Source organism: Spiroplasma endosymbiont of Polydrusus cervinus, from assembly GCF_964019755.1.
Classification (GTDB): domain Bacteria; phylum Bacillota_I; class Bacilli_A; order Mycoplasmatales; family Mycoplasmataceae; genus Spiroplasma.
Genome location: NZ_OZ026469.1, coordinates 904,331 through 920,934, shown reverse-complemented (window position 1 = coordinate 920,934; position 16,604 = coordinate 904,331). Strand labels below are relative to the sequence as shown.

The 16,604-nt window shown below is 22.8% G+C and carries 30 protein-coding genes and 5 pseudogenes; 20 read left to right on the top strand and 15 right to left on the bottom strand.

Translation table 4 applies throughout. From position 1 onward, the window contains the following. Nucleotides 1-4 precede the first annotated feature (4 nt). From AACK78_RS05905 to AACK78_RS05895, 4 genes and pseudogenes are all read left to right on the top strand, one after another. The gene (locus AACK78_RS05905) at nucleotides 5-268 is read left to right on the top strand and encodes a transposase family protein (protein ID WP_338954390.1); all 264 of its coding nucleotides are present in this window, start codon (nucleotides 5-7) and stop codon (nucleotides 266-268) included. After that, a pseudogene (locus tag AACK78_RS07730) lies at nucleotides 235-507 on the top strand (hypothetical protein); the annotation flags it as partial. The gene AACK78_RS05905 and the pseudogene AACK78_RS07730, both read left to right, overlap by 34 nt. Nucleotides 508-528: 21 nt before the next feature. Continuing rightward, nucleotides 529-888, top strand: a complete 360-nt coding sequence (locus AACK78_RS05900; protein WP_338955045.1) for a DDE-type integrase/transposase/recombinase — start codon at nucleotides 529-531, stop codon at nucleotides 886-888. Nucleotides 889-942: 54 nt separating this feature from the next. Further along, on the top strand, nucleotides 943-1,125 hold the full coding sequence (locus AACK78_RS05895) for a hypothetical protein (protein WP_338955044.1): 183 nt from the start codon (nucleotides 943-945) through the stop codon (nucleotides 1,123-1,125). A gap of 71 nt (nucleotides 1,126-1,196) precedes the next feature. Here AACK78_RS05895 and AACK78_RS05890 read toward each other — a convergent pair whose 3' ends face one another. The 3 genes from AACK78_RS05890 to AACK78_RS05880 form a co-directional block, all read right to left on the bottom strand. Further along, nucleotides 1,197-2,030 carry a Cof-type HAD-IIB family hydrolase gene (locus AACK78_RS05890; protein WP_338955043.1) on the bottom strand — a complete coding sequence of 278 codons (834 nt, stop codon included), beginning with the start codon at nucleotides 2,028-2,030 and terminating at the stop codon, nucleotides 1,197-1,199. Nucleotides 2,031-2,209: 179 nt separating this feature from the next. Further along, a complete protein-coding gene (locus AACK78_RS05885) occupies nucleotides 2,210-2,485 on the bottom strand; it encodes a transposase (protein WP_338955042.1) in 276 nt (91 codons plus the stop codon). Nucleotides 2,486-2,559: 74 nt separating this feature from the next. Beyond that, nucleotides 2,560-3,237 carry a phosphatase PAP2 family protein gene (locus AACK78_RS05880; RefSeq protein ID WP_338955041.1) on the bottom strand — a complete coding sequence of 226 codons (678 nt, stop codon included), beginning with the start codon at nucleotides 3,235-3,237 and terminating at the stop codon, nucleotides 2,560-2,562. 80 nt (nucleotides 3,238-3,317) lie between these two features. Between AACK78_RS05880 and AACK78_RS05875 the strand changes: the two genes are divergently transcribed. The 12 genes and pseudogenes from AACK78_RS05875 to AACK78_RS05825 all read left to right on the top strand — a co-directional run bounded on the left by AACK78_RS05875 (nucleotide 3,318) and on the right by AACK78_RS05825 (nucleotide 9,184). Continuing rightward, nucleotides 3,318-3,542, top strand: coding sequence for a transposase family protein (locus AACK78_RS05875; RefSeq protein WP_338954592.1), 225 nt, complete (start codon nucleotides 3,318-3,320; stop codon nucleotides 3,540-3,542). Nucleotides 3,543-3,842: 300 nt separating this feature from the next. Continuing rightward, a complete protein-coding gene (locus AACK78_RS05870; protein WP_338954420.1) occupies nucleotides 3,843-4,439 on the top strand; it encodes a DDE-type integrase/transposase/recombinase in 597 nt (198 codons plus the stop codon). A gap of 349 nt (nucleotides 4,440-4,788) precedes the next feature. Next, complete coding sequence (locus tag AACK78_RS05865; protein WP_338955040.1) at nucleotides 4,789-5,064, top strand: HU family DNA-binding protein; 276 nt, start codon at nucleotides 4,789-4,791, stop codon at nucleotides 5,062-5,064. A gap of 27 nt (nucleotides 5,065-5,091) precedes the next feature. Continuing rightward, nucleotides 5,092-5,652, top strand: a complete 561-nt coding sequence (locus AACK78_RS05860; RefSeq protein ID WP_338955039.1) for a DnaD family protein — start codon at nucleotides 5,092-5,094, stop codon at nucleotides 5,650-5,652. Between the two features lie 572 nt (nucleotides 5,653-6,224). Continuing rightward, nucleotides 6,225-6,407, top strand: coding sequence for a hypothetical protein (locus tag AACK78_RS05855; RefSeq protein ID WP_338955038.1), 183 nt, complete (start codon nucleotides 6,225-6,227; stop codon nucleotides 6,405-6,407). Continuing rightward, nucleotides 6,400-6,546 carry a hypothetical protein gene (locus AACK78_RS05850; RefSeq protein ID WP_338955037.1) on the top strand — a complete coding sequence of 49 codons (147 nt, stop codon included), beginning with the start codon at nucleotides 6,400-6,402 and terminating at the stop codon, nucleotides 6,544-6,546. The genes AACK78_RS05855 and AACK78_RS05850 overlap by 8 nt, the downstream gene beginning before the upstream one ends. A 2-nt stretch (nucleotides 6,547-6,548) precedes the next feature. Next, the gene (locus AACK78_RS05845) at nucleotides 6,549-7,325 is read left to right on the top strand and encodes a hypothetical protein (protein WP_338955036.1); all 777 of its coding nucleotides are present in this window, start codon (nucleotides 6,549-6,551) and stop codon (nucleotides 7,323-7,325) included. A gap of 1 nt (nucleotide 7,326) precedes the next feature. Then, nucleotides 7,327-8,019, top strand: coding sequence for a recombinase RecT (locus AACK78_RS05840; RefSeq protein ID WP_338955035.1), 693 nt, complete (start codon nucleotides 7,327-7,329; stop codon nucleotides 8,017-8,019). A 43-nt stretch (nucleotides 8,020-8,062) separates the two neighbouring features. Further along, nucleotides 8,063-8,326: a transposase family protein gene (locus AACK78_RS05835; RefSeq protein ID WP_338954390.1), complete on the top strand. Its 264-nt coding sequence runs from the start codon at nucleotides 8,063-8,065 to the stop codon at nucleotides 8,324-8,326. After that, nucleotides 8,293-8,562, top strand: a pseudogene (locus AACK78_RS07725) (hypothetical protein); the annotation flags it as partial. The gene AACK78_RS05835 and the pseudogene AACK78_RS07725, both read left to right, overlap by 34 nt. A 24-nt stretch (nucleotides 8,563-8,586) precedes the next feature. Next, nucleotides 8,587-8,985 (top strand): DDE-type integrase/transposase/recombinase, encoded by a 399-nt coding sequence (locus AACK78_RS05830; RefSeq protein WP_338955034.1) that lies wholly within the window; start codon nucleotides 8,587-8,589, stop codon nucleotides 8,983-8,985. A gap of 16 nt (nucleotides 8,986-9,001) precedes the next feature. Continuing rightward, nucleotides 9,002-9,184, top strand: coding sequence for a hypothetical protein (locus AACK78_RS05825; RefSeq protein WP_338955033.1), 183 nt, complete (start codon nucleotides 9,002-9,004; stop codon nucleotides 9,182-9,184). Between the two features lie 19 nt (nucleotides 9,185-9,203). On the opposite strand, the gene AACK78_RS05820 is transcribed toward AACK78_RS05825, so the two are convergent. Further along, a complete protein-coding gene (locus AACK78_RS05820) occupies nucleotides 9,204-9,353 on the bottom strand; it encodes a hypothetical protein (protein ID WP_338955032.1) in 150 nt (49 codons plus the stop codon). Between the two features lie 321 nt (nucleotides 9,354-9,674). Here AACK78_RS05820 and AACK78_RS05815 point away from each other — a divergent pair, with 321 nt between their 5' ends. Together AACK78_RS05815 and AACK78_RS05810 are read left to right on the top strand one after the other, a co-directional pair. Then, nucleotides 9,675-10,763, top strand: a complete 1,089-nt coding sequence (locus AACK78_RS05815) for a hypothetical protein (protein ID WP_338955031.1) — start codon at nucleotides 9,675-9,677, stop codon at nucleotides 10,761-10,763. Nucleotides 10,764-10,778: 15 nt separating this feature from the next. Then, on the top strand, nucleotides 10,779-11,243 hold the full coding sequence (locus AACK78_RS05810) for a hypothetical protein (protein WP_338955030.1): 465 nt from the start codon (nucleotides 10,779-10,781) through the stop codon (nucleotides 11,241-11,243). 300 nt (nucleotides 11,244-11,543) lie between these two features. On the opposite strand, the gene AACK78_RS05805 is transcribed toward AACK78_RS05810, so the two are convergent. From AACK78_RS05805 to AACK78_RS05790, 4 genes are all read right to left on the bottom strand, one after another. Beyond that, complete coding sequence (locus tag AACK78_RS05805; protein ID WP_338955028.1) at nucleotides 11,544-11,726, bottom strand: hypothetical protein; 183 nt, start codon at nucleotides 11,724-11,726, stop codon at nucleotides 11,544-11,546. A 125-nt stretch (nucleotides 11,727-11,851) separates the two neighbouring features. Continuing rightward, the gene (locus tag AACK78_RS05800) at nucleotides 11,852-12,394 is read right to left on the bottom strand and encodes a hypothetical protein (protein WP_338955027.1); all 543 of its coding nucleotides are present in this window, start codon (nucleotides 12,392-12,394) and stop codon (nucleotides 11,852-11,854) included. After that, nucleotides 12,375-12,713 (bottom strand): hypothetical protein, encoded by a 339-nt coding sequence (locus tag AACK78_RS05795; protein ID WP_338955026.1) that lies wholly within the window; start codon nucleotides 12,711-12,713, stop codon nucleotides 12,375-12,377. Before AACK78_RS05795 ends, AACK78_RS05800 begins: the two co-directional genes overlap by 20 nt. A 124-nt stretch (nucleotides 12,714-12,837) precedes the next feature. Then, the gene (locus AACK78_RS05790; RefSeq protein WP_338955025.1) at nucleotides 12,838-13,044 is read right to left on the bottom strand and encodes a hypothetical protein; all 207 of its coding nucleotides are present in this window, start codon (nucleotides 13,042-13,044) and stop codon (nucleotides 12,838-12,840) included. Nucleotides 13,045-13,110: 66 nt separating this feature from the next. Here AACK78_RS05790 and AACK78_RS07720 point away from each other — a divergent pair. Then, nucleotides 13,111-13,799: pseudogene (locus AACK78_RS07720) on the top strand (IS30 family transposase); the annotation flags it as partial. 322 nt (nucleotides 13,800-14,121) lie between these two features. Here AACK78_RS07720 and AACK78_RS05775 read toward each other — a convergent pair. The 7 genes and pseudogenes from AACK78_RS05775 to AACK78_RS05755 all read right to left on the bottom strand — a co-directional run bounded on the left by AACK78_RS05775 (nucleotide 14,122) and on the right by AACK78_RS05755 (nucleotide 16,201). Beyond that, on the bottom strand, nucleotides 14,122-14,304 hold the full coding sequence (locus AACK78_RS05775) for a hypothetical protein (RefSeq protein ID WP_338955022.1): 183 nt from the start codon (nucleotides 14,302-14,304) through the stop codon (nucleotides 14,122-14,124). 39 nt (nucleotides 14,305-14,343) lie between these two features. After that, nucleotides 14,344-14,490 (bottom strand): annotated as a pseudogene (locus tag AACK78_RS07715) (IS3 family transposase); the annotation flags it as partial. A 54-nt stretch (nucleotides 14,491-14,544) separates the two neighbouring features. Further along, nucleotides 14,545-14,718, bottom strand: coding sequence for a hypothetical protein (locus tag AACK78_RS05770; RefSeq protein ID WP_338955021.1), 174 nt, complete (start codon nucleotides 14,716-14,718; stop codon nucleotides 14,545-14,547). A gap of 21 nt (nucleotides 14,719-14,739) precedes the next feature. Next, nucleotides 14,740-14,805 (bottom strand): annotated as a pseudogene (locus tag AACK78_RS07710) (hypothetical protein); the annotation flags it as partial. 173 nt (nucleotides 14,806-14,978) lie between these two features. Continuing rightward, nucleotides 14,979-15,242: a transposase family protein gene (locus AACK78_RS05765; protein ID WP_338955020.1), complete on the bottom strand. Its 264-nt coding sequence runs from the start codon at nucleotides 15,240-15,242 to the stop codon at nucleotides 14,979-14,981. A gap of 537 nt (nucleotides 15,243-15,779) precedes the next feature. Continuing rightward, complete coding sequence (locus AACK78_RS05760; protein WP_338955019.1) at nucleotides 15,780-15,917, bottom strand: Holliday junction resolvase RecU; 138 nt, start codon at nucleotides 15,915-15,917, stop codon at nucleotides 15,780-15,782. Between the two features lie 89 nt (nucleotides 15,918-16,006). Continuing rightward, a complete protein-coding gene (locus tag AACK78_RS05755) occupies nucleotides 16,007-16,201 on the bottom strand; it encodes a Holliday junction resolvase RecU (protein WP_338955017.1) in 195 nt (64 codons plus the stop codon). A 70-nt stretch (nucleotides 16,202-16,271) separates the two neighbouring features. Between AACK78_RS05755 and AACK78_RS05750 the strand changes: the two genes are divergently transcribed. Next, nucleotides 16,272-16,598: a DivIVA domain-containing protein gene (locus tag AACK78_RS05750; protein ID WP_338955016.1), complete on the top strand. Its 327-nt coding sequence runs from the start codon at nucleotides 16,272-16,274 to the stop codon at nucleotides 16,596-16,598. Nucleotides 16,599-16,604 lie beyond the last annotated feature (6 nt).

The window sequence follows — 16,604 nt, the reverse complement described above, 5'->3', positions numbered from 1 at the left end:
TTATATGGCAAGAAAAGGACAAAAATTTAATAAATATACAGCATATTTTCGAAAAATGATAGTACAAGAGGTTAAAAATAATAGTATAAGTTTTATTGCAAAAAAATATCAAATTAATAAAAAAACTGTTGCTTCATGGTATGAAAATTTTAAGAAAGGAATTTTAAACACCAATAAAGGTCCAAAAGAATCATTTGAAAAAAGAGATTTAAACTATTACAAAGTTAGGTATGAATTATTAAAAAAGCTTCATGACTTTTACAATTAAATAAAAGAAAAATTGTATCTTTTATCAAAGAAAACATTAATAAATATCCACTAAATTTATTACTTGATATAACAGATTTAAAGCGTAGTTATTGAGATAAATATAAAAATTATTCAAGTAATGGTAAGGATAGCGAATCATTAAAAAATATTGTAAAAGTCTATGAAGAAAATTTAAAAAAATTTGGTTATCGTCGAATTACCAAATATTTAAAAGAAGATTATGGCATTGTTTATAATGCTAAGAAAGTATTGCGAATTATGAAAAAAAATAATATTCAAGCTGAATATGTAAAGCGTATGCGTAGAAAAATATTAATAAAACAAAATAGAAATAAAAATATAATTAAATATCCTGATTTAGTAAATCGTAATTTTAATGATATTAAAGAAAGATTTTCAATTTTATTTACTGATGTAACTTATTTAATTTGAAATGGTAAAAAACATTATCAATCAACAATACTTGATGGATATACTAAAGAAATTATTGATGTAAAATGATCAAAATTTAATAATAACAAACTTGTAATTGATAATTTAAATGATGCAATTAATAAAATTAAAAAAATAAAAAAAGATTTAAATAAAATAATAATTCATTCAGATCACGGATATTAATATACATCTAAAGATTATAATAGTAAATGTTTAGATAACAAAATTATAATTTCAATGGGTAAAAATTATCATTGTGCAGACAACATTATTATTGAGAGTTTTTATTCATTACTTAAAAAAGGAACAATCCATAATAAAAATTATAAATCTCATAATGAATATATTAATGATGTTAAAAAATGAAATAAATGATATTCAAACCAAAAAGAAAAATATATAATAAATGAAAGTTTGTAAACCTTTTTATTAATACTTACTAAACAGGGTACAGTCTACTCTTATTAGCACTGCTGAATTACTATCCTAATTTAAAGTAATTTTTCAATTACATTCGTAATTCCATTATGGTTATTATCATCGGTCACTAAATCAGCAATTGCTTTAACATCGGCCGGAGCATTTCCCATTGCTACGCCAATGCCTGCTCACTGTAACATCGCAACATCGTTATGTTCATTTCCAAACGCTAAAACATTCTTGGCTGTTAATTGATATTTTTCACAAATCTTGGTAATTCCCGTTGCTTTATTAATTTGGCGACTAGTAATTTCTAACGACGAGCGATCACCACGAATTTCTTGTGAAATTTCAATTTTTCCTTCTCATTTCGCCACAAAACGATTCACATCAGAAGTATAGCTACTAATATAAATCTTATTAACATTAATATCAAAATTAGTAGAATATAGACAAGCCGTTACTTCATCTTTAGCTTCAGCAAAAGTTGCTAAATAATTTTTGGTTATTTTATCTTTGAACCCTTTACAATGCAATAACATCTTATTAAACGACGAATGATCAGCATCAAACATAATTAAGGTTTCTAAATCAAAGTTAATAACATCCAAATAAATTTCTCGTAATAATTGTTGATTCAAAAAATCACAAAATAAAAGTTCTTTTGTTGCATTATTTGTTACAACTGAACCATTCAAACTAACTGTAAAATCATTATCATCAGTTAATCCTAATTTTTCTGCAATATCTTTACTTTGATATAATGGTCGGCCAGTAGCAATTACTAACTTAATATCTTTACTAGCCAATTCTTTTAAAATCCGCAAAGTATGCGGAGACATTTCACCAGTTGAATTCAAAGATGTTCCGTCCAAATCAACAGCAATTAATTTAATATCTGTCATAATCACTTTTCTCCTTGTATACTGTAAAACTAAATCATAAAAAGATAATGAAATTATAACAAATTAAAAATAAAAAACAATAATTACAAAAAATATTAAATTAAAAATATTTTATTATTAATCTAGCAAGATATAAATTTGCCGTTTGTATCTACACAGCGCTTTATTGTTAATAATTTCTATTTTTTGCCAATTATCAGTGTCGCTTGCTTTAAAATGTTGTTTTCCATTCGTAATTGGATTAATTCTTTCCGCAAGGCAATCAGTTCATTTTCTTGAACAGTGCGGTTATCTTTTGCTTTAAAAGATCCAGAATTATTAAATTTTTCAATTCACTGATATACGACTGATTTTGACACCCCATATTCCTTAAAAATTTCAAGAATAGTTTTACCATTTTGATAAAGTAAAACAATTTGTTTTTTAAATTCATCGGTATATGAATTTCTTCCCATTTTTATATTCCTACTTTCTTCATAATTATATTTTATTTGAAAGTCCATATAAATATGGTCCAACTTATTGTAACCTATCCATGATATGTTTTATTCTGTTTGTTTCAAATTAATGATAAAACTTTACAAATAACATGATCAATCACAGAAGCTACCCCTTTAAAGAAAATTAATAAGATGATTAAACTAAACATTAAATCTGTTAAATAATGTGTTCTTGAAATAATGTGCATAAATGCCATCATTGCAACATTTGCGATAAAGAATCCAAATACTAATCATTTTCATCAAGTAATATTTTTTTGTTTTTCATTCATAAAATATAATAAGAATCCATAAACAGGCATTGAGGATGAATTAATATGACCAGATGGAAAGGCTTTGTCACTTCAGTGATGCGTTTCTTCTCCTGCTTTTCCTAATAAGAAATCTCAATATTCAGATTTAAACCCTTGAATTTGTCATCAATCTAAATATTCGGCATTAATTATATCCGTTGGTTTGTTTATTCAATCACTTGGTAAGTGATCAATAACATATTGATAATCAACATGAACTCAGTATGGTCTACCAAAGAAAGTTTTAAAACTGGATCAAAAATAACACCAAAAAAGGCCAAATACGACAAATATTTTTAAAGCATCAATTCAATAATTATGCTTTAACAAATCATCTCTTTTTGAAAATTTAACTCTTAAAAATCAAGAAATAGCACATATTAAGATAAGTTCAATTCTAAGTTGAATAGTCATTGCTACGTTGTAGATTGCACCCAAAAAAGTAAGTAAAGAAAAAAAGTCTTTGCTAAACTTTAAAGGAGGTGCATTTTTATATGGCAAGAAAAGGACAAAAATTTAATAAATATACAGCATATTTTCGAAAAATGATAGTACAAGAGGTTAAAAATAATAGTATAAGTTTTATTGCAAAAAAATATCAAATTAATAAAAAAACTGTTGCTTCATGGTATGAAAATTTTAAGAAAGGAATTTTAAACACCAATAAAGGTCCAAAAGAATCATTTGAAAAAAAGAGATTTAAACTATTACAAAGTTAGGTATGAATTACTAAAAAAGCTTCATGACTTTTACAATTAAATAAAAGAAAAATTGTATCTTTTATCAAAGAAAACATTAATAAATATCCACTAAATTTATTACTTGATATAACAGATTTAAAGCGTAGTTATTGAGATAAATATAAAAATTATTCAAGTAATGGTAAGGATAACGAATCATTAAAAAATATTGTAAAAGTCTATGAAGAAAATTTAAAACAATTTGGTTATCGTCGAATTACCAAATATTTAAAAGAAGATTATGGCATTGTTTATAATGCTAAGAAAGTATTGTGAATTATGAAAGAAAATAATATTCAAGCTGAATATGTAAAGCGTATGCGTAGAAAAATATTAATAAAACAAAATAGAAATAAAAATATAATTAAATATCCTGATTTAGTAAATCGTAATTTTAATGATATTAAAGAAAGATTTTCAATTTTATTTACTGATGTAACTTATTTAATTTGAAATGGTAAAAAACATTATCAATCAACAATACTTGATGGATATACTAAAGAAATTATTGATGTAAAATGATCAAAATTTAATAATAACAAACTTGTACTTGATAATTTAAATGATGCAATTAATAAAATTAAAAAAATAAAAAAAGATTTAAATAAAATAATAATTCATTCAGATCACGGATATCAATATACATCTAAAGATTACAATAGTAAATGTTTAGATAACAAAATTATAATTTCAATGGGTAAAAATTATCATTGTGCAGACAACATTATTATTGAAAGTTTTCATTCATTACTTAAAAAAGGAACAATCCATAATAAAAATTATAAATCTCATAATGAATATATTAATGATGTTAAAAAATGAAATAAATGATATTCAAACCAAAAAGAAAAATATATAATAAATGAAAGTTTGTAAACCTTTTTATTAATACTTACTAAACAGGGTGCAGTCTAAAGTTTAGCAAAGATTTTTTTCTTTACTTACTTTTTTGGGTGCAGTATACAATTAAGAGAACAATTTTCAATATCTTAAAAACAAATTTAGATTTATTATTTTTATTAATAAATGAAGAACCGTCAACATAGAACTCCTTATTTGTTTTTGTCTTAAATTTCAACGTTTTCATAGAGTCATTATACCATAATGTATACTGTAAAACTTGCCAAAAGTAATTTTTTGGCTAAAAAGGTATACATTTTCTGGAAAATTGGGTAAGATAATATAAACCTAAATTTATAAAAGGTTTATTAGAAGAGGTGTAATTATGTCAAAAAAAGAACTAGCAGAACAAATTGCAGGACAATTTACTGATTTATCAAAATCACGTGCTGAAGAAATTACAAATTTTATTTTTGATAAAATTAAAGAAACTTTAGTAAAAGAAGATGAAGTATCCATTGCAGGATTTGGTAAATTTGTTGTAAATAAAAGAGCAGCAAGAGATGGAAGAAATCCAGCAACGGGGGAAACAATCAAGATTCCAGCTTCTAAAGCAGCTAAATTTAAACCAGCTAAACAATTAAAAGATGTATTAAACTAATTAACAATTAGAAAAGATTTAATTGTTATGTTAAATAGTTTATTTAACAAAGGCAGTATTAATAAGTGACGCTTTTTGTTAAGTCATTATAAATTAATAAATTTGTCAGAAGAACAGTTAGTGTTAATCATGTTGATTATGAACTGTTCTTCTTCTGATAAAAGGTTTATTACGCCGTTAGAGATTGCAAATCATTCTAATTTTACCGAAGCACAAGCAAAACAAATGTTAGATCAGTTGAAACAAGATGGTTTCATTGATATTAAGATGAAAAAAGATGTTTTGGAAATGGATTTATCACCAATTTTTAATAAAATTATTATTTCACTTGAAAACTTACAGTTAAATGTTGAGAAAAAGAATTTATTTGACCAAGTAAATGAAATTTTACAACAACCGCTTAATGACCACGAAAAATCTACCTTAAATACTTATTTAGAAAATAAAATTTCTGATTTTCAATTAACTTTAATTATTAATAGTCATCAAGAAACAAAAATAACTTTTAAAGAATTATTGAAATTTATTGATAATTACCTTAAAAATAAACCAAAATCATTAACTAAATATAATTGATTAATTGATTAAGGATTGGTTCAAAAGGCATCATGTACGATGAAGCTCCAAAAAACAACTCTTGTTAAATAAAAAGAGTTGTTTTTTATTTATAAAACAAAAATTATTAATTGATTCAGAGAAAGGGCAGCATCCTAAATTTTAAAATAGAAACTTTTTATCACAATTTTTGTTACCGTATTTAATTTGTGTTAGACATTTATTAAAAATCTTAGAAATCTTTACAAAGTGTAGCTGTTTTTCTCCTATTTTAAGGTGTTGTCCTTTCTCTGCTTTAGTTAATTAATTTGCTAATAAATAAAAAACTTAATAAAGAAAGGAGTAAGTAATGGCAATTAATAAGCAACAACAAATTTGCGATATTGATAATTGCTATAAAAAATATCGTTCATTACCGAAGAATTTGTATCAAATAGAGTTTTATGAACTTGTGAAAAACATAAAGATTTATTAAATCGAACAAAAGATAAAAAACAAAAGCGGTTTTATAAATGCTTAGAAAATTCAAAAATTATCTTTGATGTGTAAATTGTAAATACCAAATCATAAAAAGTTAACTATTAATTTAGTTAACTTTTTATTATTTGAGTTGAGAATTAAATTTATATCTTAAATTTCGTAATGAAGAAAGATATGTAGGTAATGTTTTATTGTCAACAGATTTTGACTTAAATTTAAAATGATATGAAATTGATGAAGTTAAAGGTTTAATAGATGATTATTTAGAAGATGAAGAAGCAGATTGCGAGGTGATAAATTATGAATAATGTGTGAAAAAATGAAGATGGTTATGTTTATACAGAAGAAGATTTATTTAATATAGCATTAGAAGAATGTCATTCAGAAAAAAGTGCTTATGAAGATATTGATAATTTAATTGAAGAAATGCAATTAGAGGAAATTTAATAATGGCAGATTTAACATTAAATAATCAAATTAAAAATATTACTTATCCATTTTATTTAAAAGGTAATGATTTTAAAAAATTAAGTTTAAAAACATTACCAATTAAAAATTGAATTGATAATCATGGTCAAGAATTAACAGAGTTTATCTATCGTCACCTTAATCATTATACATTAAATGGTTATCAAGATATACATTTAAAAGATATACCCAGTGCTATTAGTAAAATTGATTTTGTTTTTAGAGAACCATTAGAATTAATAAAAGATTTTAAAGATGAATTAAATCGAATTAGAGTTAATATTATTAATTTAGAAAAAATACTTCAAAATAATAAAATTGAAATTAAAAATAGCCTAATACAAGTTCAATATTTAAAACAACAACAGTTTATTCAAACTAAAAAACAAGAACAAGAAAATAGGGTTGAATATGCTAATAACTTAACGTCTGATATGGGGTTAGACATGGACCAAATTGAAGATGAACAAGTTCGTGCTATGGAAGATGTAGCAAAAATAGATAGGGAATTAGAAAAAAATATTGGTAAATTTCGTAAAGAAAAAATATTAGTTAAAGATATTGAGATTTTAGGTGTTAATGATGATTTTTTACAAAATACCGATAAGTTAGGACTTATTAATCTTATTAAAAATTATTTAATTATCGATGAACAAGTTGTTAAAAACGAAATTAAAGAACAATGAGATAGTAATAAAGATATTAATACTATTGGAGTTAATGGAATTAAATTCAAAATAAATAAAGGAGAAAAATAAAATGACAAATAAATTACAACAATATATTAAAGGTGCAATTATTAAATATGAATTAAAAGTTAATGAGAAATATTTAAAAGAAAATATTTTAGCACTTGAAGAATTAAAAATGAAAAATGGACAAAGTTATTTACAATTAATTAATAATGCAGATAATGCCAAAATTACAGCCTTAGGAATTATTAAATTAAGTAATAAAGGTTTAATTTTTGGAAAAGATTTTAATATTATTCCATTTAAAAATAAATTAACTACTATTATTGATAGTAAAATTTATTGTAAAAGAATTGAAGAAGCAGGATACAGTCCACGAAAATCTATTATATTTAAAGATGAAAAATTTGAATGGGATACTATAAATTCTTGCACCAAAATTCATGAGATTAATTTTAATGCAAATACTAGTGATTATAATGAAATTATTGGTGCTTATGCTTTTGCAAAAGATATTAATGGAAATTATCAAGGTATTTTATTAAGAAAAGCAGATATTGACCGTTTAAAAAATAGTAGTCCAAGTGGAAATAGTGAATATTCGCCTTGAAATAAATGACCAAAAGAAATGGTTGAAGCAAAATTATATCGTAAATTAGCACAAGAATTAAGTATAGATATTACTGACATTAATTTAGATGAAAAAGAAATTAAAGAAGATGGTAATTTTGTTATAGACTGCACCCAAAAAAGTAAGTAAAGAAAAAAAGTCTTTGCTAAACTTAAAGGAGGTGCATTTTTATATGGCAAGAAAAGGACAAAAATTTAATAAATATACAGCATATTTTCGAAAAATGATAGTACAAGAGGTTAAAAATAATAGTATAAGTTTTATTGCAAAAAAATATCAAATTAATAAAAAAACTGTTGCTTCATGGTATGAAAATTTTAAGAAAGGAATTTTAAACACCAATAAAGGTCCAAAAGAATCATTTGAAAAAAGAGATTTAAACTATTACAAAGTTAGGTATGAATTACTAAAAAAGCTTCATGACTTTTACAATTAAATAAAAGAAAAATTGTATCTTTTATCAAAGAAAACATTAATAAATATCCACTAAATTTATTACTTGATATAACAGATTTAAAGCGTAGTTATTGAGATAAATATAAAAATTATTTAAGTAATGGTAAGGATAGCGAATCATTAAAAAATATTGTAAAAGTCTATGAAGAAAATTTAAAACAATTTGGTTATCGTCGAATTACCAAATATTTAAAAGAAGATTATGGCATTGTTTATAATGCTAAGAAAGTATTGCGAATTATGAAAGAAAATAATATTCAAGATGAATATGTAAAGCGTATGCGTAGAAAAATATTAATAAAACAAAATAGAAATAAAAATATAATTAAATATCCTGATTTAGTAAATCGTAATTTTAATGATATTAAAGAAAGATTTTCAATTTTATTTACTGATGTAACTTATTTAATTTTAAATGGTAAAAAACATTATCAATCAACAATACTTGATGGATATACTAAAGAAATTATTGATGTAAAATGATCAAAATTTAATAATAACAAACTTGTAATTGATAATTTAAATGATGCAATTAATAAAATTAAAAAAATAAAAAAAGATTTAAATAAAATAATAATTCATTCAGATCACGGATATCAATATACATCTAAAGATTACAATAGTAAATTGTTTAGATAACAAAATTATAATTTCAATGGGTAAAAATTATCATTGTGCAGACAACATTATTATTGAGAGTTTTCATTCATTACTTAAAAAAGGAACAATCCGTAATAAAAATTATAAATCTCATAATGAATATATTAATGATATTAAAAAATGAAATAAATGATATTCAAACCAAAAAGAAAAATATATAATAAATGAAAGTTTGTAAACCTTGTTATTAATACTTACTAAACGGGGTGCAGTCTAGATATAACATCTTCGCGTTTTTGCACACTTTCTCTAATTTGTTTTGCTTCATTATTAAACTGATTTAAGATATTTTCCGCAATTTCTTCATTTAAACCTTGTTCGATTAATTGTTCTTTTGTAAGTGCCATTTTTATAAACTCCTCTTTTTTTATTCTTGTTCGATTAACAAGTCAGCATAACTCTTTTTTACGGAAAAAGATTAAACCTATGAATTAATTATATACTATTATTTTACCAATACAATACTTTTTATACATAAATACTAAACTTAATATATTTTATTACCATTTTAGGTCTTAAAACGCGTGATAGTAGTTATTTAACAAGATAAAATTTTTAAAATAATTCATAATTTTGCTTGTGTATATATCTATATATATATATATATATATATAGATATATAGATATATACACTGTCAATAGAAATTGAAAAAGGGAGAAATATAAGTATGAAAAAATTACTAAGTTTATTAAGCATATTAACAATTAGTGGAACTGGTGTACGAATAATGATTGCTGATATTCCTTATCAAAAAAATACTATTAAAGATTTATCTGAATTAAATTGAACAGGTTTAAATATAAATAAAAATAAAAGAGACACAAAAAACAATCAAACTAAACATATATTTAAAACTAATGGAGCTGACAGACCAACTGAAAAACAAATCAAAAATAAAGTAAAAGAATTAAATCCTCAATTAAATGTTAATAACATTAATGTTACAAAAATTACTGAAAATAGCGCGGTAATCACTCTAACTGGTTTTAGTAATACGAAAACAATTAATTTTATAATTGATAAATCTGTTGATTTAAATACTATAATTCCAAATAATACTAGTTTAGGTCAAATAATTGATAATGAGGAGGGTAAACAAAATATTGTAAATATAAGTGAAATACAAATTAAAGATAAATTAAAAAAATTATTTCCGTCATTAAACATTTCAAAAATTAATATTAAACTACTTAGTACACATTCTTCTAAAATTACTTCAAATGATATAAATGTTTATATTGGTGAAACAGATGTTAAATATACCTTACCACTAGGTTTTTATATAAAAAATAATAATTTGGGTGTAATAAAAACCAATGGTCTAAGTATACCAACAGATAATCAAATTAAAGATAAAATAAAAGAATTATACCCTATAATGTTAAAAAGTAGTTTTTTAAATTTTTTGAACATTAATATTATAAATTCTACAAATGCAAAAATTAGTTGTAGACCAAATAATGATACTGTTTCTGATATATTAGATATCAATTTTACAGTTGATAAATCTGTATTACTAAGTACAGTTATTAATAATAATACTTTAGACGAATTTAAAACTAATAATTTATCTAACCCAACAGCGCAACAAATCAAAAATAAAGTAAAAGGATTAAATCCACGGGTAGATATTGATAAAATAAAAGTTGAAAATATTAATAATAACAAAGCAACTATTAATTCTTCTGATTTAACTGTTTATATTGGAAATATAGATGTTAATTATTCTATTTCAATAGATTCACTTAATTGATAATAAAAAAATACTTAAATGAAAAAAATATTAGTCTCCTTAATAACAATCACTTTAATTGGAATAAGTACAACCAGTTTAGTTGCTTGTAATAAACCACAATATACTGAAGATGAATTAAAAAAAGAAAAAGAAAATCATAAAATAGATACTGCTAATCAAGAAATCAGAGACAATTTAGAATGAATATCACCACAAGAAAAACCATTTTTTAATCCTAATAATAAATGATATTTTATAACTTTTTATTCAGATGGTTGAAAAATTAAAAAAGTATCAAATAATGAAGAAGGTAGAAAAATATATTTATTTAACGATAAAATAGGAATTAAGTATACTATTATGAATTGGCCCAATCCTACTCGTGAAGAAAGTGACAATGGTAATTATTTTAAAGCAGTTTATCGTTGAAATGGTAAAGAACAAGATTTACCTAACGTAATTGTTGATAAAAATGGTGATGTAAAAGTTAATGGTGAATAGAAGAAAGAGATATTAAATCTCTTTCTTCTATTCACCATGGTTTCATTGTAATTTTAACAGGACTAGTACTATTATTTCTAATTCCCAGTGTATTTGGATTATTAACATCTAATACAACATTTTTATCATTACCGAAAAAAAGAGTAAGTATTTCTTTAAAAGTGAATAATAATTTAGATAGTAATGTTTTTGAAAATCTAATTTTTAATTTCATATCATTAGTATAATATTCTTGTAAATATGTTTCTTTAATTTTAGGATTATCTAGTCTGTCTAATCAGACTATTTGTAGTAAAAATTTTATTCTATCACCATTTTTTGAATCATATGGATTATAGTTTTTTTTAATAATCTATTAGTATAACCAGTAGCAAATGTTTTAATTTCATTAGTTATATTATCAGTATATAAAGTTATTGTATTATCAAAATTAACTTTATCAGTTTGCGAATAACCCTTCTGTTGTAAAGTTATATTTTTCAATGAAAATAAATTATTACTACATTCTTCACTCCCACTTATTATATTAATATTTCTATTAGGAATAAAATTTTCGATATCAGGTGGCCCACATTCAATTTGTAAATTACCTAGATTACTTATTTCTATTATTTTATAAGAACTAATAAATTTATCAATACTTTGAATTGTTGGTCAATTTGTCTTAAATCAATTTCAGTTTCATAATGAGCATAATTAAATTCATCAAAAAATAAGTTAATATATGTACCTGTTCTTTTACATTGTGCTGGTGCGGTAATTTTAGTTTTTAATGGTTGTACTGCACCAGCAGAAATAATATCTTTTGTATACTCTCGATAATTATAAGGAGCTGGTGGCAATACATATTGTTGTGGGTAATTAAATGTTGGTATTTCATAGTCATGGGATAATAAAAAACTAGCTTTATAATTAGTTGTAATATCGCGTAAATAGTTATTTAATACACTTTTTGTTTTACCACGAAAACTCCATACTGATAAACGTAAATAATCTTCTTCATTATTTGTATATGGGTTATCAGCATAAAAGATAATTTCAAAATTACCTTTATATAATGCTTGGATTGAAAACATATGAATTATATAACTACAATTTATCCCATCGGGTGTTTGTAAGAATTCACAATCATTATCTTCTTCACTTATCACTAACTGGTGTTTGAGCATCTACTGCTGTTGTAAGTTCATTAATTAAATAAACTCGATTAGTTTTTTCGTTTAATTGTTTTAGATTATATGTTGAATAAACTATATTATTTGTTGGTTTACCATCCTTAGTTAAAACAGTACCTACTAATTTATCAGTTAATAAAGTAGTAAAACCAAAACTAGTAGCATTTGCACCAAAAATAGCACCAACTTTATCATTACCTTGTTCTCTAAATATTTCAAATGGTAAATAACTATTACCTTTTGCATCACCACTTCAAAAAGCATCATTATAAAAACTATAAACATTAGCACTCATAAAACCATTTAATCATTAAAAATTAGGTCATGTATTTTCATCTTCGTTAATTACTTATCCCCAAGGAATACCAAAAGAAATAAAGTTTAAGAATTTACCAACTCCACCCGGTATCGTAAAAGGATTAAATACTAACTTTTGTGTATAGTTTAAAGGTAAGGCAGTAACTTGGCGAAGTAAAATATCGAGCATAACTATCACCAACAAAATTTTTAAATATTTCTCAATCAAAACCAAAATTATAGTCACTAAAATTTAAATCATATTTTTTATTTAAATGTTCATAACTAATAATTCGTTTTTTGTTGTTAAATTTACTAAATTCTTGCATATTTATTAACCTCTTTATTTTATATATAATACATTATAAGAAAAAATAAAGGTAATTTGTATAAAAATGAAAAAATTTAAACATTTAATATTTGATGAACGAGATTTTTTTAAGGATTTATTATTATCTGATACTTGTAAAAAGAAAAATGGCACGATTAATTTATCTGAAATAGCAAGACAAATGGGTCGTGGGATTAATACTGTTAAAAGAGAAATTAAGCGATTTAAAAATATACAAGATTATAAGCCATCAGATGCTCACAAAGATTATAAACAAAAGCGTAAAAATGTATTAAAAAAATACCTGAATTTACAAAAGATCAGTTAGATTTTATTAAAACAAGATTTAATAAATACCGTGATACACCCCAATAATTGATTTATCGTTATTTTATAAAATTTGGTGTTAAATTTTCTATTTGTGTTAAAGCTTTATATAAATTAATTCGTTTAGGAAAATTAGGGTTAAGAAAAGAAAATTTTCCTCATCGTGGTAAAAAATATAAAACAAAACAAAATGATAATCGTGGAAAATTAATTAATTTTAAATCAATTTGAGATATTGAAAATAAAGTTTCTAGTGTTGGTTGATTTGAAATGGATACTGTTGTGGGAAAACACTACCAATCTAGTTGTTTGGTATTAGTTGAACAGTCAAGTAACAATTACTTTGCAGTGAAATTAAAAAATCATAGTGCTAGCGAAATTGTAACAAAATTTAAAGATATTGTTATAAATAATAATTTAATTGGGATGTATACTGTAAAACTAAATTATAAAAAGTTAATAAAATTATAACAAATTAAAAATAAAAAACAATAATTACAAAAAATATTAAATTAAAAATATTGTTTTTAATATTTATTTTTAAAATTATAAAATTAAACACAACAAAAAATAAATTTTACTAATCTTAACAAACACTAATTTAATTTAAAAAAAATTTTTTTAAAATATTGTCTTGATGTAAAATTTTCCAAGCAAGGTCTAATTGTGGTATTTAATATATCTAAAATAGGTTTTAATCTATTACTTACTAGACTGCACCCTGTTTAGTAAGTATTAATAAAAAGGTTTACAAACTTTCATTTATTATATATTTTTCTTTTTGGTTTGAATATCATTTATTTCATTTTTTAACATCATTAATATATTTATTATGAGATTTATAATTTTTATTATGGATTGTTCCTTTTTTAAGTAATGAATGAAAACTCTCAATAATAATGTTGTCTGCACAATGATAATTTTTACCCATTGAAATTATAATTTTGTTATCTAAACATTTACTATTATAATTTTTAGATGTATATTGATATCCGTGATCTGAATGAATTATTATTTTATTTAAATCTTTTTTTATTTTTTTAATTTTATTAATTGCATCATTTAAATTATCAATTACAAGTTTGTTATTATTAAATTTTGATCATTTTACATCAATAATTTCTTTAGTATATCCATCAAGTATTGTTGATTGATAATGTTTTTTACCATTTTAAATTAAATAAGTTACATCAGTAAATAAAATTGAAAATCTTTCTTTAATATCATTAAAATTACGATTTACTAAATCAGGATATTTAATTATATTTTTATTTCTATTTTGTTTTATTAATATTTTTCTACGCATACGCTTTACATATTCAGCTTGAATATTATTTTCTTTCATAATTCGCAATACTTTCTTAGCATTATAAACAATGCCATAATCTTCTTTTAAATATTTGGTAATTCGACGATAACCAAATTGTTTTAAATTTTCTTCATAGACTTTTACAATATTTTTTAATGATTCGCTATCCTTACCATTACTTGAATAATTTTTATATTTATTTCAATAACTACGCTTTAAATCTGTTATATCAAGTAATAAATTTAGTGGATATTTATTAATGTTTTCTTTGATAAAAGATACAATTTTTCTTTTATTTAATTGTAAAAGTCATGAAGCTTTTTTAGTAATTCATACCTAACTTTGTAATAGTTTAAATCTCTTTTTTCAAATGATTTTTTTGGACCTTTATTGGTGTTTAAAATTCCTTTCTTAAAATTTTCATACCATGAAGCAACAGTTTTTTTATTAATTTGATATTTTTTTGCAATAAAACTTATACTATTATTTTTAACCTCGTGTACTATCATTTTTCGAAAATATGCTGTATATTTATTAAATTTTTGTCCTTTTCTTGCCATATAAAAATACACCTCCTTTAAAGTTTAGCAAAGACTTTTTTTCTTTACTTACTCTTTTGGGTGCAGTCTATGTGTATTAACAATTTTAATAAAAATGATTAAACAAATTGGTATTAGTAAATTTAGTTGTATTTTAACCGATAGAGGAAAATAATTTTATAGATAAAAATCAATAGAAAAACATTTTCAAATAAGAGTTTATTTTTGTGATTCTGGTAAACCTTGTCAGAAAGCATTAGTAGAAAGAATAAATAGAGATATAAGGCGTTGATTTGGGTTAAAATGAGCCATTAATTAATATTTGTAGTAGATTAACATCTATTTTAGAAATATTAAATACCACAATTAGACCTTGCTTGGAAAATTTTACATCAAGACAATATTTTAAAAAAATTTTTTTAAATTAAATTAGTATTTATTAAGATTAGTAAAATTTATTTTTTGTTGTGTTTAATTTTATAATTTTAAAAATAAATATTAAAAACAATGTTTTTAATTTAATATTTTTTGTGATTATTGTTTTTTATTTTTAATTTGTTATAATTTTATTAACTTTTTATGATTTAGTTTTACAGTATACAATTCTATTAATTTCTGATATGATAAAATAAAATAACGATTATAGATATGAAAATAAATAATAATAGAGCTAATGCCATGATGGTTATGAACCAAAGCTAATTGTTGTAATTAATGAGTCTTAATATTTTTTAAATTAAATTTTTTTGGTTGGTTTCTTTTGCTTCAAATTCAATATAATGGTCTTAATAAAGTTCATAATAATCACAACCAGTTTTTGATTTAAAATAACTTTTTGTGATTAAATGTTGCTGTTTTTCCAGCGGGATAATAGTTACTGGTTGTTTAAAAAAGAGACGAATATTATTATCATAATATTTTTGAATAGTATAATTAAGTAAAGATTCTAAAAACATTCCACGATTATTGAGTAGGGGCATTGTTGTTTTTCTCCTTCCCTAATATAATTATCAAAAAGGGGAATTTGTTCATTACAAATGAGGTGTAAAAATGAAAGCAATTAAATTACGAGTAACTGATATTATTAATAAAGAATTTCAAGTTGATTATCAGGGGTATGATCCAAATGATGTTGATATGTTTTTGGATATGATTGCCACTGATTATCAAATTTTTGAGTACATTACAAATGATTTTAATAAAGAAATCAAGTATTTGCGTCAACAATTAAGTGAGTTGCAAGATAAAAATGATGTGTTACGTGCTCAACTTGATGAAACAAAAGCACAAAAAGCGCGCTTAGAAGAAGAAGGATATTCAAAAGCGGATTTAATTAAACGAATTCATAATTTAGAGGGTAAAATAAATAATGATTAGATTTGT